Origin of the sequence: Pseudonocardia sp. TRM90224 (assembly GCF_021245725.1) — a bacterium.
Taxonomy (GTDB): Bacteria; Actinomycetota; Actinomycetes; order Mycobacteriales; family Pseudonocardiaceae; genus Pseudonocardia.
Genome location: NZ_JAJGSX010000008.1, coordinates 233,735 through 253,952, shown reverse-complemented (window position 1 = coordinate 253,952; position 20,218 = coordinate 233,735). Strand labels below are relative to the sequence as shown.

Below are 20,218 nucleotides of genomic sequence, written 5' to 3'. Positions count from 1 at the left end.
TGACCTACGCGCTTGACGTGAGGCTCGATGCAATCCACTATTCCACTAACTACTTAGTGCTTTGAGGATGGACGTGGAGTTCAGGGTCGAACGGCGGTCGGGGGTGCCGACCTACCTGCAGCTCGTCACGCAGGCCAAACAGGCGCTGCGGCTCGGGACCCTGCGGGTGGGCGATCAGCTCCCGACGGCGAAGACCGTCGTCGAGCGGACCGCGATCAACCCGAACACCGTGCTCAAGGCGTACCGCGAGCTGGAGCGCGACGGGCTCGTCGAGGCGCGCGCGGGGCTGGGCACGTTCGTCGTGCGCACCCTCGCGCTGCCCGACTCGGCGGCGACCCAGGAGCTGCGGGCCGAGCTGGAGAGCTGGATGCGACGGGCCGCTTCTGCAGGCCTGGGCCGCGAGGACGTCGACGCTCTTCTCGGCGACATCGCCGACAAGACCTTCGGAGGGGACCGCACATGACCGACGGCACGGGGGTTGCCGTGCGAGCCGACCGGCTCGGGAAGCGGTATGGCGCCCGCTGGGCGTTGCGCGACTGCTCCTTCGAGCTGCCCGCGGGGCGGACGGCGGCGCTGGTCGGGCCGAACGGCGCCGGCAAGACCACGCTGCTGATGATCGCGGCGGGGCTGCTGCGGCCGACGGCGGGCACGGCCGAGGTCACGGGCTCGGTGGGCTTCCTGGCGCAGAGCAAGGCGCTCTACCGGACGTTCCGGGTGGCGGAGATGCTGCGGCTCACCGGGCGGCTCGAAGCCGCGGAGCGGTGGGACGGGGCCTATGCCTCGCGGCTGGTGGACGAGGCCGGGATCGACACCGAGCGGCGGGTCGGGCGGCTGACCCCGGGTGAGCGGGCGCGGGTTGCGGTGGCGCTCGCGCTGGGCCGCCGTCCCGACCTGCTCCTGCTCGACGAGCCGCTCGCGGAGCTCGACCCGCTCGCGCGCCGGCAGGTGATGGGCATGGTGCTCGCCGAGGCGAGCGGGGCCGGCACGACGGTGCTGATGTCGTCGCACGTGATCGCCGACGTCGAGGAGGCGTGCGACCACCTCGTCCTGCTCCGCGGCGGCCGGGTGCGGGTCGCGGGGCCCGTCGACGCGCTGCTCGACCAGCACCGGCTGCTCACCGGGCCGGCCGGCGGAGCGGGGATCCCCGCCGAGGCCGTCGTGCTCGCGTCGACCGCCGGCCGGCAGACGACGGCGCTCGTGCGCGCCGCCGCGCTGCCGAGCCCGCCCGCCAAGTCCACCTCGGGTCTCGCGAGCGCTCGGCCCGGGTTGGAGGACCTGGTCATGGCATATCTGCAGGACGCGAACGACGGGGGTGCGGCATGACCTGGCTCGTCTGGCGGCGGCAGCGGGTCGCCTTCCTGCTCGTCGTCGCGGTGGTGCTGGTGTGGGTCGTCGTGCTCACGTCGGGGCGGCAGGCGTACCTCGCCGCGCCCGAGCCGACCGACGACTTCATCGCGCTCGGCATGACGCGCTTCGGGCCGTTCTGGGGGTTCGGCCATTCGTTCCTGCTGATCACGCCGTTGCTGCTCGGCCTCCTGACCGGCGCGGGCCTGTTCAGCCGCGATGTCGAGCAGCAGACGCACCTCTTCGTGCTGACGCACGGCGTGAGCCGGCGGCGCTGGTGGACGTCCGGTGTGCTGATCGGTTGCGGCGTCGTGCTCATCGCCGCCGCGGTGCTGAGCGCGGTGGCGAGCTGGGCATTCGCTCCACTGGACGTCGACGCGGGCGAATCCGTGCTGTCGCCCGCGAAGTTCGGGGTCTCCGGGATCGTGCCGCTCGCCTACACCCTCTTCGCGTTTGCTCTGGCCGCTGCTGCCGGCCTGCTGACCCGCAGCGCGCTGGCCGCGGTTGTGATCACCGTCGTCGGCTACGCGGCGGTGATGATCGTGCTCGCCGGCTACCTCAGGGTTGATTACCTCCCGCCGATGGTGGTGCGTGGGCCGATCGGCGGGGTCGAGGTCGTCGGCGGCCTGCAGCTGAACACCTCGTACGTCGACGGATCGGGTGCGGAGATCGGTCTGGAGGAGGCGTTCCGAACGCTCAGGGGCTGCTACGAAACGCACGACAGCCGGACCTGCCTCGCCCAGATCGGCATCACCGAGGAGCAGGTGACCTTCCAGCCCGACGACCGCTACTGGGCGTTCCAGGCGATCGAGTCGACCATCCTCCTGCTGCTGTCGGCCGCGGTCCTCGTCGTGTCGGCGATGCGGCTGCGCAAGGACGTGCCGGTGTAACCCGGCCGGGGGAGACCGTGCCGGCACGGGCTGTCGGGGGCCGTGCCGGCACGGGCTCCTAGAGCACCGTCAGTGCTGTGCCAGGCTGCGCGGGTGACGCGGACGGTGCTGGTGCTGGGTGGACGCAGCGAGATCGGCGTGGCGGTGGCGCGCCGCCTCGCCGAGGGCGCGACGGTGGTGCTGGCCGCGCGGCGCAGCGCCGAGCTCGACGATGAGGAGAAGGTGCTGCGCGACGCGGGCGCGGCCGGCGTCGAGCGGGTGGAGTTCGACGCCGACGACCTCGCGGCACACGCCCCCCTGCTCGACGACCTCATCGGCCGGCACGGACGGCTCGACGTCGTGGTGGTCGCGTTCGGGATCCTCGGCGAGCAGGCGCGCGCGGAGCGCGATCCCGATCATGCGGTGGCGATCGTGCACACCGACTACGTGGCGCACGTCTCGATCCTCACCCACCTCGCGAACCGGATGCGCACCCAGGGCGGCGGCAAGCTCGTCGTCTACTCGTCGGTGGCGGGTGCGCGGGTGCGGCGCGCCAACTACGTCTACGGCTCGGCGAAGGCGGGGCTCGACGGGTTCGCGAGCGGGCTCGCCGATGCGCTGCACGGCAGCGGAGTGCGGTTGTTGCTGGTCCGGCCCGGTTTTGTGATCGGCAGGATGACCGACGGGATGCAGCCGGCGCCGTTCTCCTCCACTCCCGACCAGGTCGCCGACGCCACCGTCGCCGCGTTGCGCGCGGGCCGCGGTGAGGTGTGGGTGCCGGCGCTGCTGCAGCCGATCTTCGCGGTGCTGCGGCACGCGCCGAGGGCGTTGTGGCGCCGCATGCCCCGATAACGGCAAGCGCTGGGTGAACGAGGCCCTTCTGGGAACGCGTTCGTGACGCTAGCGTCATCGACTTCTCGCAGACTCACGTTCCCGACCCGAGATCAGGAGCCCGCATCCCGATGAGGAACCGAACGCGCACCGTGGTCACGGCCGTTGCCGCGTTCGTGCTGCTCGGCGCGCTGTGGGAGATCACCAAGCTGGTGCTGCCCGCCGCCGGCGTCACCGTCGGTGACATCCGGTTGCTGCCCCGCACCGACGACGCCGCGATGCCGCACGTGTGGACCGTGCTCGCGCGCCTCGCCGAGCCGGAGGTCGCCGGCGCCGCCGTCGCCCGCCCCGTGTGGCTCGCGGTGCTCGCCGGCGCGGCGTTCACGCTGGTGCTCGCGGTGGGCGGGCTCGCGCTCGGCGGGGTGCTCGGCGCGCTGCTGGCACTGGTGATGCAGCGGTTCGCGCTGGTGGAGCGGGCGACGCTGCCGTACGTCGTGGCCTCGCAGACGGTGCCGCTGATCGCGATCGCCCCGCTCGTCGCCGGGTGGGGCGGCAAGATCGCGATCTTCGGATGGTCGTGGCAGCCGTGGGCGAGCGTCATGGTGATCTCGTCCTACCTGGCGTTCTTCCCGATCGCGGTGGGCGTGCTGCGCGGGCTCGGCTCGCCGGCCCGGGCCGATCTGGAGCTGTTCAGGGCGATGGCCGCCGGCTGGTGGACGACGCTGCTGCGGCTGCGGATGCCGGCCTCGGTGCCGTACGTGGTGCCCGCGGTGCGGCTGGCAGCGGCGGCGGCCGTGGTCGGCGCGATCGTCGCGGAGATCTCGACCGGCACCCGCGGCGGCATCGGCCGGTTGATCATCGAGTACGCGCAGTCCGCGACGGCCGACCCGTCGCGCACGTACGCGGCGATCCTCGGCGCGGTCGTGCTCGGCTTGGTCGTCGCGGCGGTGGTCGGGCTGCTCGACGTGGGACTGCGGCGGTACCGGGGGAGCGTGCGGTGAAGGGCACTTCTGCTGTCGAGCTGGTGGGCGTCGACAAGGACTTCGGGGAGGTCAACGCGCTCTCCGGGATCGAGCTGACGATCGGCGGCGGCGAGTTCGTCTCGCTGATCGGGCCGTCGGGCTGCGGCAAGTCGACGCTGCTGCGAGTGGTGGCCGACCTGGAGCAGCCGTCGGCCGGCACGGTGACGGTCGGCGGGAAGCCGCCGCGGCAGGCCCGCGTCGACCAGGAGTACGGCATCGCGTTCCAGCAGGCCGGGCTCCTGGAATGGCGCACGGTCGCGGAGAACGTCGAGCTGCCGCTGCACGTGCACGGGATGGCGAAGCCGCAGCGGCAGGCCCGCGCGGCGGAGCTGCTGGAGCTGGTCGGGCTCGCCGACTTCGCCGGATCGCGGCCCAGCCAGCTCTCCGGCGGGATGCAGCAGCGCGTTGCGATCGCCCGTGCGCTCGCGCCGAGCCCGCGGCTGCTGCTGATGGACGAGCCGTTCGGCGCCCTGGACGAGATGACCCGCGAGCGGATGCAGGCCGAGCTGCTGCGCATCGCCGGCGAGACCGGCGCGGCGGTGCTCTTCGTGACCCACTCGATCCCGGAGGCGGTCGTGCTCTCCGACCGGGTGGTCGTCATGTCGCCGCGGCCCGGCCGGATCACCGAGATCGTCACCGGCCGCCGACCCGCCGTCGGCAAGGCCGCCGAGCTCGACCCCGACGACGTCGAGGACGTCCGCGAGTCGAGCGCGTTCTTCGCCGCGATCACCGCCGTCCGCGAGGCGCTGCGCAAGGGGCACGAAGCATGACCACGTCCAAAGTTCCCCACCGTTTTGCCAACCTGCACGGCGATTCGGGCGTGCAGGTTGGCAAAACGGTGGGCAAGTTCGGGTGGTTGCCGCCCGTGGTGTTCGGCGTCGGGGCGCTGGCGCTGTGGGAGGTCGTGGTGCGCGTGGCGGGGGTGCCGGCGTTCATCCTGCCGACGCCCAGCGCGATCGGCGCGCAAATCGTCGCCCAGCCCGCCGTGCTGCTCTCGACCTCGTGGGCCACCGGGCTGAACGCGCTGGTCGGGCTGGTCGCGGGGTTCGTGCTCGGGGTGGTGCTCGCGCTGCTCGCGGCGAGCTCGCGGCTGCTCAGCGACCTGACGACGCCCGTCGTCGCGGCCGCGAGCGCCGTGCCGATCGTCGCGCTGGCGCCGGTGTTCACCACGATGTTCGGTTCGACGACGGAGATCCCGCGCCGGCTCGTCGTTATGCTGGTGGTGATCGTTCCGGTGTTCATCGCGACCGCACGCGGGCTGCGGCAGGTGCAGCCCGTGCACGCCGAGCTCATGACGGCGCTGGCGGCGACGCCGTGGCAGCACGCCCGGTTCGTCCGGCTGCCCGGCGCGATCCCGCACATCATGACGGGCCTGCGGCTGGCCGCGCCCGCCGCCGTGATCGCCGCGGTCGTCGCCGAGTACTTCGGCGGCTTGCAGAACGGGTTGGGCAGCCGGATCTCCTCGGCCGCCGCCAACACCGCCTACGCGCGTGCGTGGGCCTTCGTCGCCGCCTCGATCGTGCTGGGGCTGCTGTTCCACTTCGCGGGGCTGCTCGCCGAGCGCCTCGTGACCCGACGGACCCTCCGGAGGACCCCGTGAAACGACGGTTGCTGTGCGTATTGGCGGTCGCACTCGCGACGGTGGCCTGCTCCACGACGGCGCCCGGCACGGACAGCTCGTCCGGTGCCGGCGGGTCGCAGAAGGTGGTGCTGCAGCTGCAGTGGTTCACCCAGGGCCAGTTCGCTGGCTACTTCGCCGCGCGCGACCAGGGTTTCTACCGCGAGCAGGGGCTCGACGTGGAGATCAAGGAGGGTGGCGTCGACATCGTCCCGCAGACGGTGCTGGCGCAAGGGCAGGCCGACTACGCCATCGCGTGGGTGCCGAAGGCGCTCGCCTCGCGAGAGCAGGGCGCGGGGATCACCGATGTTGCGCAGGTGTTCCAGCGCTCGGGCACCTACCAGGTGTCGTTCGCGAACAAGGGCATCAGCAAGGCCGCCGACCTCGCCGGCAAGAAGGTCGGCAACTGGGGCTTCGGCAACGAGTTCGAGCTGTTCGCCGGCATGACGTCGGCCGGGCTGAAGCCGGCGAGCGACGTGACGCTCGTGCAGCAGCAGTTCGACATGCAGGCGCTGCTCTCCGGTGAGATCGACGCGGCGCAGGCGATGTCCTACAACGAGTACGCGCAGGTGCTGGAGGCGCCGAACCCGGCCACGGGCAAGCTGTACCAGCCGTCCGACTTCACGATCATCGACTGGAACGCCCAAGGCACCGCCATGCTCCAGGACGCGATCTGGGCCAACACCGAGCGCCTCTCCGACCCCGCCTACCAGGAGACGACGACGAAGTTCATCGCCGCTTCGCTCAAGGGCTGGGCGTACTGCCGCGACAACCCGGAGTCGTGCCGCGACATCGTCGTCAAGGCCGGCTCGACGCTCGGTTCGAGCCACCAGCTGTGGCAGGTCAACGAGGTCAACAAGCTGATCTGGCCGGCCCCGGCCGGCGCGGGCGTGATCGACGACGCGGCGTGGACGCGAACCGTGCAGATCGCGCGCACCGCGGTGAACGCCGACGGCCAGACCGTGCTCACCAAGGAGCCCGACGCGCAGGCCCGCGACAACACCTACGTCCAGCGTGCGCTGGAGCTGCTCAAGACGCAGAACGTCGACGTCGTCGGCAGCGGCTACCAGCCGAAGCAGGTGACGCTGACCGAAGGCGGCAAGTAGGCAGCCCGATCACGTCCGTCAGCGGGCCTTCCACTCCTCGGCGAGCAGGTCGTACCAGGCTCCGTCGTCGAGCTCACCCGCGCCGACCGGGCCCTCCTGACGGGTCCGGCCGGTGAGGGTGAAGCCGGCGCGCTCGGCGACGTGCCGGCTGGCCGTGTTCCCCCACGACGCACCCAGCTGCAGCCGCCGCAGCCCGAGACCGCCCTCAGCGACGGGCGTGAAGGCGTGCGCGAGCACCAGCTCGACGGCCTCGCCGATGACGCCACGACCGCGCGCGTCCGGGTGCGCCCAGTAGCCGACCTCACCCGACCCCTGTGAGAACGGGGCGTCGAGGTTGAACACGGCGATGTTGGCGAGCTGCCGGTCGTCGTCGGGGTCGGCGACGGCCCACGAGACGCGCTTGCCGAGCGACTCGTCGAGCCGGCAGCCGATGACGAAGTCGCGCGCCGAGGTCGTCGTGTAGGGAGAGGGGAGCGCGGTGAGCCAGTGGCGGGTGCGCGGGTCGGAGCACGCCTCGACGATCCGCGGGATGTCGGCGAGCGTCTGCTCGCGCAGCACCACGCGTTTGCCCTTGAGCACCGGCGGGCGCCGCCACGTCGTGCGCGGCTCCTGCGGGTCGCCGGGGCGCAGCGACGCGTACCAGCTGTCGCGCAGCTCACCGCGCTGCGGTTCGGAGAGCGGGCGCGAGCCGTGGAAGGTGAAGCCGCACGCGTGCGCCACCCGCCATGACGCGAGGTTCCCGTCGTGCGTCGACCAGTGCACGATCGGCACACCCTGCTCGAACGCCCACGTGGTGGCGAGCTTGACCGCCCTGGTCATCGGCCCGCGCCCGCGGGCCCACGGCGCCATCGCGTAGCCGATGTCCGGCGGCGGGCCCAGCCGGACGTCGACGTTGCCGGCGAATCGCGGGCGTCCGCCCGACTCGGCCTCGACCGCCCACATGTACGCGGTGCCGTCGCGCCACGCGGCGGGGGCGATCTCGGTCACCCACTTCAGGGCGTCGTCGCGGTGGAACGGCACGGGGACGGTCGTCCACCGGATCGTCTCCGCGTCGGAGCCCATCACGAACATGTCGTCGACGTCGTCGGGCCGGTGGGCGCGCAGGGTGACGACGCCGTCGGTGAGGGAGGGAACGCTGGCCATGGCTCATGTTCTCGGCTCGTGGAGGGGCCGTCGAGCGGATTGCCCGCGAGCCCCGCTGGATTGCTCAACGTCACATATGAGATATCGTGCCGTCCCATGGTTGAGAACGCCGAACAGCTCACCGAGTCGCTGCGCCGCATCGGCGGCCTCGTCCGCGACGCGCGCAAGCACCACCGCTGGACGCAGGCCCAGCTCGCGGACGCCGTCGGGACGAGCCAGAGCGCGATCAACCGGATCGAGCAGGGCAACCAGAACCTCAGCATGGAGATGCTCACGCGGATCGGCGCCGCGCTCGACTCCGAGATCGTCTCGCTCGGCCACTCGGGACCGATGCACCTGCGGGTGGTCGGCGGCAGCCGCCTCTCCGGCAGCGTCAGCGTCAAGACCAGCAAGAACGCCGGAGTCGCGCTGCTGTGCGCCTCGCTGCTCACCACCGGGACGACGGTGCTGCGCAAGGTCGCGCGCATCGAGGAGGTCAACCGGATCCTCGAGGTGCTCACCAGTGTCGGGGTGCGCGCCCGATGGCTGAACGCCGACAACGACCTGGAGATCGTCACGCCGGCCAAGCTCGACCTCGCGTCGATGGACATCGACGCCGCGCGCCGCACCCGCAGCATCATCATGTTCCTCGGGCCGCTCTTGCACTCACAGGAGACGTTCGAGCTGCCGTACGCGGGCGGCTGCGCGCTGGGCACGCGCACCGTCGAGCCGCACATGACGGCGCTGCGCCCGTTCGGGCTCGAGGTGAAGGCGACCGACGGGCGCTACCACGCGGTCGTCGACCGTTCGGTGCGCCCGACACGGCCGATCGTCCTGACCGAGCGCGGCGACACCGTCACCGAGAACGCGCTGCTGGCCGCCGCCCGCTGCGACGGCGCCACGGTGATCCGCAACGCCAGTCCGAACTACATGGTGCAGGACCTGTGCTTCTTCCTGGAGAAGCTGGGCGTGCGCATCGACGGGATCGGCACGACCACCCTGACCGTGCACGGCGTCCCCGACCTGCACGGCAACGTCGACTACGCGCCGTCGGAGGATCCGATCGAGGCGATGAGCCTGCTCACCGCGGCGATCGTGACGAACTCCGAGGTGACGATCCAGCGGGTGCCGGTGGAGTTCCTGGAGATCGAGCTGGCGCTGCTGGAGGAGATGGGGCTCGACCACGACCGCGGCCCGGAGTACCCGGCCGTCAACGGGCGCACCCGCCTCGTCGACCTGACGGTGCGGCCCAGCGTGCTGCGGGCCCCGCGGGACAAGGTGCACCCGATGCCGTTCCCCGGCCTCAACATCGACAACCTGCCGTTCTTCGCGCTGATCGGGGCCACCGCGTCGGGCTCGACGCTGATCCACGACTGGGTCTACGAGAACCGCGCCCTCTACCTCACGGAGCTGACGAAGCTCGGCGCCGACGTCGCGCTGCTCGACCCGCACCGCGTGCTCGTGCAGGGCCCGACGCGCTGGTCCGGCGCCGAGGTGATCTGCCCACCCGCGCTGCGCCCCGCCGTGGTGGTGCTGCTGGCGATGCTCGCGGCGAAGGGCACGTCGGTGCTGCGCAACGTCTACGTGATCAACCGCGGGTACGAGCAGCTGGCGGAGCGGCTCAACCAGCTAGGCGCGCGCATCGAAACCTTCCGCGACCTGTGACCGTCGACAACGACGTTCTGGTTGTTAGGCGCTCACAAGAGCCATTACGTCGTTGTCGACGCCGAGGAGGGTCCTGAACGACTGGGGCCGTAGCGAGCGGTGTCCAGGTGGTGTCCTCGCAAGGCGCGCGGATACGGCGATACCGCTGTTGTATCGACGTATTCGCGCAACGCCGCGAGGGCGCCGCCTGGGCGTCGCGCAGTAGGTCCCAGTCGTTCAGGGCGCTCCTAGCCGCGCAGGTGCACCGGCTCGTCCGGGAGCGCGGCGATGCCCGTGCTCTCGAACTCGCGGGCCAGCCGGTCGGCCGTGGCGGCCAGCCCGAGGCCGTCCACTCCTGCCGGATAGGTGCCCGCCCAGCGGCGCAGCCCGTCGGCGGCACGATCCAGCAGCGCGACGGCGCCGCGGGCGTTGCCGCGCTGGGCGTGCGTGAGCCCGACGGCCAGCTGCGCCATCGCGCGCCAGCACGCCCGTTCCACCTCGGGTGCGGCCTTCCACGCGCCTTCGAGCACCTCGTGGGCCTGGAACGGGAGACCAGCGTCGAGCAGGCGCTGGGCCTCGGTGACCGCCTCGTCGGCGGGGAGCACGAGGTCCTCGGGCACCCGCTCGACGCCGGCCGCGCCGCGGGGGAGCGGGCGCCCCGCCGCATCCCGTGGACGGGAGTTGCGCGCTCGACCTGCGGGATCTCGGTCACGTTGCTGCTGCGCCACCTCACTACGGTGCCACGGGCGGCCGATTGGGGCGAGGATGCAGGGATGGATCACCTCACCGCGGCGGAAAGGGCGGAGGCCGTGCTCGCGGCCGTCCCGCTCGTCGATGGCCACAACGACCTCCCGTGGGCACTGCGCAACCTCGCAGGCCCCGACCCGACGAGCGCGTTGGCGAGTGCCGACCTGACCGCGGGCGCCCCCGACCTGCACACCGACATCCCCCGGTTGCGGAAGGGCCAGGTCGGGGCGCAGTTCTGGTCGGTGTACGTGCCCAGCTCGCTCGACACCGCGGGCGCGGTCACGGCGGTGTTCGAGCAGGTCGAGCTGGTGCACCTGATGACCGAGCGCTATCCCGACGACCTGGGGCTGGCGCTGACGGCCGACGCCGCGGAGTCGGCGTTCGCACAGGGCCGGGTGGCATCGCTGCTGGGCGCCGAGGGCGGGCACTGCATCGGCAACTCCCTCGGCACGCTGCGCTCGCTGCGCAGGCTGGGCGTCCGGTACATGACGCTCACGCACAACGACAACACCGACTGGGCCGACTCCGCGACCGACGAGGCCGTGCACGGCGGGCTGACCGACTTCGGCCACGAGGTCGTGCGCGAGATGAACCGCATCGGGATGCTCGTCGACCTCTCGCACGTCGCCCCGACGACGATGCGCGACGCGATCGCCACCAGCACGTCACCGGTGATGTTCACGCACTCCTCGTGCCGCGCGGTGACCGACCACCCGCGCAACGTCCCCGACGACGTGCTCGAGTCGCTCCCCGCGAACGGCGGGGTGTGCATGGTGACGTTCGTGCCGTCGTTCGTCTCGTCCGCGGTCGCGCAGTGGGAGCTGGGGTTGAAGGACGCGATGCTGGCCGCGGGCCGGGACCCGCGCGACCACCCGTCCCGCCCGGAGTTCCTCGCGAACTGGGACGGCCCGCCGCGGCCGACGGCGACGCTCGACGACGTCGTCGCGCACGTCGAGCACGCGCGTGAGGTCGCGGGGATCGACCACATCGGCATCGGCGGCGACTACGACGGCGTCGACGCCCTTCCCGTGGGCCTGGAGGACGTCTCGCGCTACCCGGCGCTGTTCACCGCGCTGCTGGAGCGCGGCTGGAGCGAGGACGACTGCGCGAAGCTCGCGGGCCGCAACGCCCTGCGCGTCCTGCGCGCCTCGGACACCCCAACCTGACCCGAACTTCCCCACCGTTTTGTGCACCTGCGCGCCCACAGCGCGCGCATCCACCCAAAACGGTGGGGAAGTCCGGCCGAGGTGCCCACCGTTTTGCCAACCTGCACGCCGTTTTGCGTATGTAGGTAGGCAAAACGGTGGGGAGGTTCAGGCTGCCCAGACCTGGTGGCCGCCGACCCAGGTGGAGCGGACGCCGACGGCGGCGATGTCGCCCGGGTCGACGGCGGTGGTGTCGGTGATGTCCGCGTCGAGGACGGTGAAGTCGGCGAGCTTGCCCGCCGCCAGCGTGCCCTTGATCGCGGCCTCGCCGGTCGCGTGCGCCGAGCCCGACGTGTAGACGCGCAGGGCGTCGATGATGTCGAGCCGCTGGCCCGCGCCGACGACCAGCCCCGCTGCCGTCGTTCGCGTCACGAGGCTCTGCACGGCGAGCAGCGGGTTGATCGGCACGATCGGGAAGTCGGACGAGCCGCCGACCGGCACACCCGCGTCGAGGAACGAGCGGTGCGCGCACGCCATGGCGATCCGCTCCGGCCCGTAGAGGTCGGTGACCTTCTCCCCGAACAGCGCGATGAACGGCCCGAACGGCACCGGCGTCACCCCGGCGGCTGCGATCCGCGCGACCAGCGTGTCGTCGACGATGCTGCAGTGCTCGATCCGGTGGTTTGGCCGCCCGGGCCGCGCGGGCAGCGACTCGTAGACGTCCATGACCTTCGCGATGGCGAGGTCGCCGTTGGCGTGCACGGCCACGCGGGCGCCCGCGGCGTCGGCGGCCCGGACGGTCGCGACGAAGTCGTCGTCGCCGAGCACCTGCAGCCCGGTCTGCCCGCCGCCGTACGGGTGACGGCACAGGCAGGTGCCGCCGGAGAACGCACCGTCGAGCATCAGCTTGACCCCGGCCAGCTGCAGGCGGGTTGGGTCGGGCTGCGTCGCAGGCCATGCTGCGGCGTCGAAGTACGTGTGCCAGAGCAGCATGCTGACTCGTGGTGTGAGCATCCCGTCGGCGTGCGCGGCGGCGTACATCTGCTGCTCCAGCGGCGTCACGATCGCGTCGCAGTAGGACGTGATGCCCACCTGGTGCAGCTCGTCGTTCACCGCTCGCAGCGCCGCTACCTGGGCCGACGCCTCCCCGCCCGGCGCGATGGACGCCTGCTGCGTGCCGGGTAGCCACGGGTCCAGCCAGGCCCGCTCGATCAGCCACCCCGTCAGGCGCCCGTCGGGCCCGGCCGGCAGCTCGCCGCCGGGCGGCGCGTCGGTGGTGTCGCGGTAGCCGAGCAGCTCCAGCGCCCTGCTGTTCGCGACGGCTCGGTGGAACGTGTACTGGACGACGACGATCGGGTGCTCGCGCGACGCCGCGTCGAGCAGGTCGCGGTCGACGCCGGGCACCTTCGCCTCGTTGATGCCCTGCCCGACCACCCACTCACCGGCCGGCGTGGCGGCTGCCCGCTCGGCCAGCGCCGCGCGCACGTCCTCCCGCGATCCGGCGCCGGCGACGTCGACCCGGACTCGTGCGAGCGCCGCCTGCGACGTGTGGCAGTGCGCGTCGTTGAACCCGGGGACGAGCAGCGCGCCGTCCAGGTCGACCCACTCCGCCTCGGGGAACCGCTCGCGCAGCTCGGCGCGCGAACCGGTGGCGGTGATCCACTCCCCGTCGACGGCCAGCGCTTCCGGCGAGGTGCCGTCGAGCGGCAGCACCCGCGGGCCGGTGAAGATCCTCATCTGAGACGTGCCTCCATCTCCATCGGACTCCGGGGCAGCAGCGACACCGCGACCAGCGAGAGCACTGCGATGACGGCGATCAAGGCACCCACGAGGAGGCCGCTCCCCGTGGCCGAGAGGATGCTCGTCGCCAGGTACGGCAGCGGGAAGGTGATGCAGGCGCCGAGCTGGAAGGTCATCCCTGCGCCGGTGGCCCGGACGCCGGTCTCGAAGAGGCCGGGGAGCCAGCTCGCGAGCGCGGCCGACGCGAACGCGTAGCCGATCGGGAGCGCGAGGAGAGCGGCGAGCAACGTTCCCACGGGTGTCCCGAGCTGCGCGAGCAGGAGGATCGGCACCGCCACCAGCGCGGTCACGCCCGCACCGATCTGCATCATCAACCGGTGTCCGACAAGATCGGCCAGCAGCGCCACCAGCGGGATGGTGAGCACCGTGAGTCCGCTGGCCAGCATCGTCGCGGCCAGCGTGCCCTCGCGATCGCCCGACCCGGAGACGAACAGGAAGGTATTGCCCACGAACAGCAGCGTGCCGCCGGCAGCGACCGCGAGCGTGCCGACGAGCACACGTGGGAAGTAGCGGGTGAGCACCTCGATGATCGGTGCGCTCCGCCGCGCCGGCCGGGTCCGCCGCGCCACGACCGTCGTGGGCGGCTCCTTGACCAGCAGCAGCACCACGAGCGCGACGAGCGCCATCCCGCCGGAGGCGAGGAAGGGGACCCGCCATCCCCAGCCCAGCAACTCCTCATCGGGCAGGGCCGTCGCCAGGGGGAGGAAGGTGAGCGACGCGAGCACCGACGCGGCCGGGGCGCCGGCATGCGCCCAGCTCGCGCAGAACGCCCTCCAGCGCGGTGGGGCGTGCTCGAGCGCCAGCGTCGCCGCCCCTGCCCACATGCCGCCGATGGCGAAGCCCTGCAGGAACCGCAGTGTGATCAGCAGGATCGTGGCCGTCTCGCCGAGTGTCCCGTGCCCCGGTAGTGCGCCGATGAGGACGGTGGCCAGTGTCATGGTCAACAGCGCGCTGACCAGCATCAGCTTGCGTCCGCCGAGATCACCGGCAACGCCGAAGACGATGCTGCCCAGCGGGCGGGCGACGAGCGTCACCGAGAGCGCGGCGATCGAGGCCAAGCTGCTCGCCGACGATGACGTCGCCGGGAAGAACAGCTGGGCGAACACGAGCGCGGCGGCCGTGCCGTAGAGGTAGAAGTCGAACCACACGACGGTCGTCGCGGCGAAGCTGGCAAAGCCGCCAACACCGGATTCGGTCGGTGCATGGGCGGCGCCGCCGGCATGCCCGGCGCGAATCCCGGAGTCGTTCCTGGCCTCATCCGTGCCCCCCGATCGAGCTCAGCCCGTGCCGTCCGCGCTCCCGCCGGCTGCCGCGGGGTGCGCGTGCACACTGTGGCCCATCCGGGCCGAGGTCACCCGGCGACCTCCCGGTCGAGCGGCGTCCGCGGCCCCAACGAGATCGCGATCAGTGCGATCACCGACACCACCGAGAGGTACGCGCCGACGGCGAGGCTGCTGCCGGTCTGCGCGTAGACGTACGTCGCGACGAACGGCGCCGGCGCGGACGCGATGATGCCGCTGAGCTGGTAGGACAACCCGGCGCCCGTGTAGCGCACCCGCGTCTCGAACAGCCCGGGGATGAAGCTGGTGATCACCGCACTGGAGAAGGCGTGCCCGATGGGCAGCGCGAGCACGGCGGCCAGGAAGATCCCCCACGCCGTCCCGGTCTGGAACAGCGCGAACATCGGCACCCCGATCACGATCCCGATCACCGCGCCCAGCTGCAGGAGCGTCCGGCGCCCGATGCGGTCGGCGAGCACCGCGATCAACGGCATGGCGACGACGTCGATCGCCGCCGCCAGCATCGTCATGAGCAGGATGGTGCCGCGGTCGAACCCGAGGTCACGGGGGCCGTGGGTGAGCCAGTAGACGGTCGCGAGGTAGAAGACGGTGTTGCCGCCCGCGATCGACAGCGCGCCGATGAACACCGGGCCGAGGTGCGAGCGGAGCACGTCGAGGATCGGCACGCGGGTCTCGGCCGGCTCTGTCGCGTCAAGGGCGCGCGCGGCCTCGAACTCCGGCGACTCGGTGATCCGCAGCCGGATGTACATGCCGATCCCGATCAGCGCGGCGGAGGCGAAGAACGGCAGCCGCCAACCCCAGCTCTGGAACTGCTCGTCCGGCATCAGCTGGACCAGGTAGAACGCCCCGCTGGCCAGCACGATCCCGGCCGGCACACCCGCCTGCGACCAGCTGGCGAAGAACGCCCTGCGCCGGGACGGAGCGTGCTCCAGCGCCATCAGCGCCGCGCCGCCCCACTCGCCGCCGACGGCGAAGCCCTGCAGGAACCGCAGCAGGACGAGGATCGCCGGTGCGGCGACGCCGATCGTGGCGAAGTTCGGCACGCACCCGACGAGCACGGTCGCGGCCCCCATGCCCAGCAGCGAGTAGACGAGCATCGTCTTGCGCCCGACCCGGTCGCCGAAGTGTCCGAACACGATGCTGCCGAGCGGGCGCGCGATGAAGGCGACCGAGAACGTCGCCAGCGCCGCGAGCGTCGCGGCCGTCGGGTCGAGGTTCGGGAAGAACTGCGTGTTCAGCACCAGAAGGCTGGCCGTGCCGAAGATGAAGTAGTCGTACCACTCGACCGTCGTGCCGACGAAGCTCGCGAACGCGACCCGCCCCGGTGTTGTGCCCTGAGCTGCGACCTTCGTCGTCATGCGAGCTCCCTCAGCCGGTGTAGTAGCCGTCGGCGACGTCCAGCGCGGCGTCGAGCACGGCCACACCTTCGCGGATCTCGTCGGCGCTCGTCGTGCAGGGCGGCACCACGTGGGTGCGGTTGAAGTGCAGGAACGGCCACAGGCCGCGCTCCTTGCACGCGGCGCCGAATCGGGCCATCGGCTCGGCCGCCGCACCCGACGCGTTGAACGGCACCAGTGGCTCGCGGGTGGCGCGGTCGCGCACCAGCTCCAGCGCCCACATCACGCCGAGCCCACGCACCTCACCGACCGACGGGTGCCGTTGCGCGAGGGCGCGCAGCTCGGGCCCGATCACGTCCTCGCCGAGGCGACGGGCGTGCTCCAGCACGCCTTCGTCGCGGAAGACCTGCATCGACGCGACCGCCGTCGCGCACGCGAGCGGGTGCCCGGAGTACGTCAGCCCGCCGGGGTAGGGGCGTTCGGCGAACGTGTCGGCGATGCGGCGGGAGATCACCACGCCGCCCAGCGGCACGTACCCGGAGTTGACGCCCTTCGCGAACGTGATCAGGTCGGGCACCACCCCCCAGTGGTCGACCGCGAACCACTCGCCGCACCGACCGAACCCGGACATCACCTCGTCGGCGATGAGCACGATGCCGAACTCGTCGCACAGCGCGCGCACACCCGCGAGGTACCCGTCCGGCGGGACGAGCACGCCGTTGGTGCCGACGACCGTCTCCAGGATGATCGCGGCGACGGTGTGCGCGCCCTCGACCATGAGCGTGTCGCGCAGGTGCGCGAGCGCCCGCTCGCCCTCCTCACGCTCATCGGCCGCGTGGAACGCCGAGCGGTAGGCGTACGGCCCCCAGTAGCGCACGACGCCCGTCGTGCCCGGCTCGGACGCCCAGCGCCGCGGGTCGCCGGTCAGTGCGATCGCGCCCGCAGTCGCCCCGTGGTAGCTGCGGTAGGCGGACATCACCTTGTGCCGTCCGGTGTGCAGCCGGGCCATCCGCACGGCGTTCTCGTTGGCCTCGGCGCCGCCGTTGGTGAAGAACACCATGTCCAGGTCGCCGGGGGCGACCTCGGCGATCATCCGGGCCGCCTCGGAGCGGGCGTCGTTCGCGAACCCCGGCGCGACCGTGCACAGCTTCGCGGCCTGCTCCTCGATGGCCGCGACCAGCCGCGGGTGCTGGTAGCCGATGTTGACGTTCACCAGCTGCGAGGAGAAGTCCAGGTAGCGCTTGCCGGTGTCGTCCCAGAAGTAGGAGCCGGCGGCCCGCTCGATCGGCATCGGGTCGATCAGCGCCTGCGCCGACCAGGAGTGGAAGACGTGGGCGCGGTCGTCGCGGCGGGTGTCGGAGCGGCGGGTGTCGCTCACGAGCCGTTCGCTGAGGGCGGTCATCAACGGGTCCGCGGGAAGCCCAGGTCGACGCTCGACGTCGCCGGGTCGGGCCAGCGCGAGGTCACGACCTTGCCGCGCGTGTAGAAGGAGATGCCCTCCGGTCCGTACATGTGCGTGTCGCCGAAGAGGGAGGCCTTCCACCCGCCGAACGAGTAGTAGGCGACCGGCACCGGGATCGGCACGTTGATGCCGACCATGCCGACCTCGACGTCGAACTGGAACTGCCGGGCCGCGCCGCCGTCGCGCGTGAAGATCGCGGTGCCGTTCGCGAACGGGTTCGCGTTGATCAGCTCCAGGCCCTCCTCGTACGTGTCGACGCGCACCACGGAGAGCACCGGGCCGAAGATCTCGTCGGTGTACACCGTCATCTCGGGCGTGACGTTGTCGATCAGCGTGGTGCCGAGGAAGAACCCGTCGGCCGGGACGTCGGCCTCGCGCCCGTCCACGACGAGCGTCGCGCCGGCCTGCTCACCGGCGCCGATGTAGCCGGCGACCTTGTCGCGGTGCTCGCGGGTGATCAGCGGGCCCATGTCGGTGCCAGGTGTCGTGCCGTCGCCGATCACGAGCTTCGGCAGGCGGGCCGCGATGGCGTCGACGAGCGGCTGGGCGACGTCGCCGACGGCGACGGTCACCGAGAGCGCCATGCACCGCTCGCCGGCGGCCCCGTACGCGGCGGAGACGACCGCGTCGGCGGCCATCTCGACGTCGGCGTCGGGCAGCACGAGCGCGTGGTTCTTCGCCCCGCCGAGCGCCTGCACGCGCTTGCCGTTGGCGGTGCCGGTCTCATAGATGTAGCGGGCGATCGGCGTGGAGCCGACGAAGCTGACCGCGGCGACGTCCGGGTGCGTGAGCAGCGCGTCGACGGCCTCCTTGTCGCCCTGCAGCACGGTGAACACGCCGTCGGGCAGGCCCGCTTCCTTCCACAGCTCGGCGAGGAACAGCGACGCCGACGGATCCTTCTCGCTCGGCTTGAGCACGAACGCGTTGCCGCAGGCGATCGCCGTCGCGCACATCCACAGCGGCACCATCGCCGGGAAGTTGAACGGCGTGATGCCGGCGACCACCCCGAGCGGCTGGCGGATGTTGTAGACGTCGACGCCGGTCGCGGCCTGCTCGGAGAAGCCGCCCTTGAGCAGCTGCGGGGCGCCGGTGGCGAACTCCACGTTCTCCAGCCCGCGGGCGATCTCGCCGCCGGCATCCGATAGCACCTTGCCGTGCTCGGCGGTGATGATCGCCGCGAGCTCGTCGGAGCGGTCGTGCAGCAGCTCGCGGAAGCGGAACAGCACGGCGCTGCGCTTGGAGAGCGACGAGTGGCGCCACTCCCGCGCCGCGACCTTCGCCTTCGCGACGGCCGCGCCGACCTCGTCGGTGCTCGCGAGCGCGACCTCCGCGGTCTGCTCGCCGGTCGCCGGGTTGAACACGGGGGAGAAGCGGCCGGAGGTACCGGGCGTCTCGCGGCCGTCAATCCAGTGCGGGATGCGCCTCGTCATACCGAGACGGTAAGTGCCACTTCGAGGCGGAACAATGCTTTGATTGTGCTGTGGCAAAGTTCGGTGATCTTTCGGCGATCGAGGAGCGGCTGGAGCAACCGACCGCGCGCGGGCTCGCCAACGCCGTCGGCGGCGCGATCCGCGACGGCCGGCTCGTGCCCGGCGCGAAGCTGCCGCCCATCCGGCAGGTCGCCGCGCAGCTGCACCTCTCGCCGACGACCGTGAGCGCCGGGTGGGCGCTGCTCGCCCGGTCCGGGACGATCCGCACCGACGGGCGGCGCGGCACCACCGTCGCCGACACCGCGGCCGCGCCGGCCGGGCGCTACCGCCGGGCGCTGGAAGGGACGCACAAGACGGAGTTCGCGCTCGACCTCTCCACCGGCGTGCCAGACCCGGCGCTGCTCCCGCGCCTCGACGGCGTGCTGGCCGGGCCGCTCACCGCCGGCATCCCTGGCAACTACCTGGACGAGCCCGTGCTCCCCGAGCTGCAGGAGGTGCTGCGCGCGGACTGGCCCCACCCGGTCGGTGAACTCGTTGTGGTCGACGGCGCGATGGACGCGCTCGACCTCGTCGCGCGCACGGTGCTGCGGTTCGGCGACCGGGTGGCGGTCGAGAACCCGTGCTTCCCGCCACTGGTCGATCTGCTGGAGGCGGTCGGCGCGCAGCTCGTCCCGCTGCCGATGGACGCCGACGGCGTCGAACCGGACGCGCTGCGCGAGGCGCTGCGGGCGCCGCTCGCCGCCGTCGTCCTGCAGCCGCGCGCGCAGAACCCGACCGGGATCTCCACGACGCCCGAGCGGGCCGAGGTGCTGGCCGGGCTGCTCGCCGGCACCGGGACGCTCGTCGTCGAGGACGACTCGGCCGGGTCGACGGCGGTGTCGCCGCCGGTCAGCCTCGCGCGGGCGCTGCCGGAGCAGACCGCGCACATCCGCAGCTTCTCCAAGTCGCACGGCCCCGACCTGCGCCTCGCCGCGATGAGCGGCCCGCCCGACGTCATCGGGCCGATCGTCGCGCGAAGGCAGCAGGGCCAGGGCTGGAGCAGCAGGCTGCTGCAGCGGATCCTGCACGGCCTGCTCACCGACCCGACCGCGGTCGCCGCGGTTGCCGCGGCCCGCGCGGAGTACGCCCGCAGGCGCGCGGCCGTCGTCGCCGAGCTGGCCCGCCACCGGGTCGTCGTCGGCGGCACCGACGGGATCAACATCTGGGTGCCGGTGCTCGACGAGGCAGCTGCGATCGTCCGGCTGGCGAGCCAGGGCGTCGGGGTGACGCCCGGTGGCCCGTTCACGCTGGTCCCGGCGGAGTCCGACCACATCAGGGTGACGGTCGGGCTGGTCGCCGAGCGGCCCGCCGAGGTCGGTGCCCAGCTGGCCGCCGCCGCCCGCACCGGTGGCTGGCGCGCCCGCTGACGTCGACAACGACCTTTCGGCTGTTGTGAGCGCT

General features: G+C 72.2%; 18 protein-coding genes. 11 read left to right on the top strand and 7 right to left on the bottom strand.

Annotation, left to right across the window (positions count from 1 at the left end; all coding sequences use genetic code 11):
• The first annotated feature begins 67 nt into the window (after positions 1-67).
• From LL648_RS15865 to LL648_RS15830, 8 genes are all read left to right on the top strand, one after another.
• Positions 68-463: a GntR family transcriptional regulator gene (locus LL648_RS15865; protein WP_232663315.1), complete on the top strand. Its 396-nt coding sequence runs from the start codon at positions 68-70 to the stop codon at positions 461-463.
• Positions 460-1,323, top strand: a complete 864-nt coding sequence (locus tag LL648_RS15860; protein WP_232663314.1) for an ATP-binding cassette domain-containing protein — start codon at positions 460-462, stop codon at positions 1,321-1,323. Before LL648_RS15865 ends, LL648_RS15860 begins: the two co-directional genes overlap by 4 nt.
• Complete coding sequence (locus LL648_RS15855) at positions 1,320-2,234, top strand: hypothetical protein (protein WP_232663313.1); 915 nt, start codon at positions 1,320-1,322, stop codon at positions 2,232-2,234. Before LL648_RS15860 ends, LL648_RS15855 begins: the two co-directional genes overlap by 4 nt.
• Before the next feature lie 93 nt (positions 2,235-2,327).
• Positions 2,328-3,065 (top strand): SDR family NAD(P)-dependent oxidoreductase, encoded by a 738-nt coding sequence (locus LL648_RS15850; protein ID WP_232663312.1) that lies wholly within the window; start codon positions 2,328-2,330, stop codon positions 3,063-3,065.
• Positions 3,066-3,175: 110 nt separating this feature from the next.
• Positions 3,176-4,045 carry an ABC transporter permease subunit gene (locus LL648_RS15845; RefSeq protein WP_232663311.1) on the top strand — a complete coding sequence of 290 codons (870 nt, stop codon included), beginning with the start codon at positions 3,176-3,178 and terminating at the stop codon, positions 4,043-4,045.
• Positions 4,042-4,836 (top strand): ABC transporter ATP-binding protein, encoded by a 795-nt coding sequence (locus tag LL648_RS15840; RefSeq protein WP_232663310.1) that lies wholly within the window; start codon positions 4,042-4,044, stop codon positions 4,834-4,836. The genes LL648_RS15845 and LL648_RS15840 overlap by 4 nt, the downstream gene beginning before the upstream one ends.
• Positions 4,837-4,904: 68 nt before the next feature.
• On the top strand, positions 4,905-5,666 hold the full coding sequence (locus LL648_RS15835) for an ABC transporter permease (RefSeq protein ID WP_232663309.1): 762 nt from the start codon (positions 4,905-4,907) through the stop codon (positions 5,664-5,666).
• Positions 5,663-6,790, top strand: coding sequence for an ABC transporter substrate-binding protein (locus LL648_RS15830; protein WP_232663308.1), 1,128 nt, complete (start codon positions 5,663-5,665; stop codon positions 6,788-6,790). Before LL648_RS15835 ends, LL648_RS15830 begins: the two co-directional genes overlap by 4 nt.
• Before the next feature lie 18 nt (positions 6,791-6,808).
• On the opposite strand, the gene LL648_RS15825 is transcribed toward LL648_RS15830, so the two are convergent.
• The gene (locus LL648_RS15825) at positions 6,809-7,933 is read right to left on the bottom strand and encodes a GNAT family N-acetyltransferase (RefSeq protein ID WP_232663307.1); all 1,125 of its coding nucleotides are present in this window, start codon (positions 7,931-7,933) and stop codon (positions 6,809-6,811) included.
• A gap of 96 nt (positions 7,934-8,029) precedes the next feature.
• Here LL648_RS15825 and LL648_RS15820 point away from each other — a divergent pair, with 96 nt between their 5' ends.
• Positions 8,030-9,577, top strand: coding sequence for a UDP-N-acetylglucosamine 1-carboxyvinyltransferase (locus tag LL648_RS15820; protein WP_232663306.1), 1,548 nt, complete (start codon positions 8,030-8,032; stop codon positions 9,575-9,577).
• Positions 9,578-9,804: 227 nt separating this feature from the next.
• Here LL648_RS15820 and LL648_RS15815 read toward each other — a convergent pair whose 3' ends face one another.
• Complete coding sequence (locus tag LL648_RS15815; protein ID WP_232663305.1) at positions 9,805-10,284, bottom strand: DUF309 domain-containing protein; 480 nt, start codon at positions 10,282-10,284, stop codon at positions 9,805-9,807.
• 45 nt (positions 10,285-10,329) lie between these two features.
• Here LL648_RS15815 and LL648_RS15810 point away from each other — a divergent pair, with 45 nt between their 5' ends.
• Positions 10,330-11,469: a dipeptidase gene (locus LL648_RS15810; RefSeq protein ID WP_232663304.1), complete on the top strand. Its 1,140-nt coding sequence runs from the start codon at positions 10,330-10,332 to the stop codon at positions 11,467-11,469.
• A gap of 147 nt (positions 11,470-11,616) precedes the next feature.
• Here the strand turns inward: LL648_RS15810 and LL648_RS15805 are convergent, their stop codons facing one another.
• The 5 genes from LL648_RS15805 to LL648_RS15785 all read right to left on the bottom strand — a co-directional run bounded on the left by LL648_RS15805 (position 11,617) and on the right by LL648_RS15785 (position 18,778).
• Positions 11,617-13,185 carry an amidohydrolase gene (locus tag LL648_RS15805; RefSeq protein ID WP_232663303.1) on the bottom strand — a complete coding sequence of 523 codons (1,569 nt, stop codon included), beginning with the start codon at positions 13,183-13,185 and terminating at the stop codon, positions 11,617-11,619.
• Positions 13,182-14,483, bottom strand: a complete 1,302-nt coding sequence (locus tag LL648_RS15800) for an MFS transporter (RefSeq protein ID WP_308190333.1) — start codon at positions 14,481-14,483, stop codon at positions 13,182-13,184. The genes LL648_RS15805 and LL648_RS15800 overlap by 4 nt, the downstream gene beginning before the upstream one ends.
• 116 nt (positions 14,484-14,599) lie before the next feature.
• The gene (locus LL648_RS15795; RefSeq protein WP_232663301.1) at positions 14,600-15,907 is read right to left on the bottom strand and encodes an MFS transporter; all 1,308 of its coding nucleotides are present in this window, start codon (positions 15,905-15,907) and stop codon (positions 14,600-14,602) included.
• A 10-nt stretch (positions 15,908-15,917) separates the two neighbouring features.
• The gene (locus LL648_RS15790; RefSeq protein WP_232663300.1) at positions 15,918-17,288 is read right to left on the bottom strand and encodes an aspartate aminotransferase family protein; all 1,371 of its coding nucleotides are present in this window, start codon (positions 17,286-17,288) and stop codon (positions 15,918-15,920) included.
• Positions 17,288-18,778 (bottom strand): CoA-acylating methylmalonate-semialdehyde dehydrogenase, encoded by a 1,491-nt coding sequence (locus tag LL648_RS15785; protein WP_232663299.1) that lies wholly within the window; start codon positions 18,776-18,778, stop codon positions 17,288-17,290. Before LL648_RS15785 ends, LL648_RS15790 begins: the two co-directional genes overlap by 1 nt.
• A gap of 50 nt (positions 18,779-18,828) precedes the next feature.
• Between LL648_RS15785 and LL648_RS15780 the strand changes: the two genes are divergently transcribed.
• On the top strand, positions 18,829-20,184 hold the full coding sequence (locus LL648_RS15780; protein ID WP_232663298.1) for an aminotransferase-like domain-containing protein: 1,356 nt from the start codon (positions 18,829-18,831) through the stop codon (positions 20,182-20,184).
• Positions 20,185-20,218 lie beyond the last annotated feature (34 nt).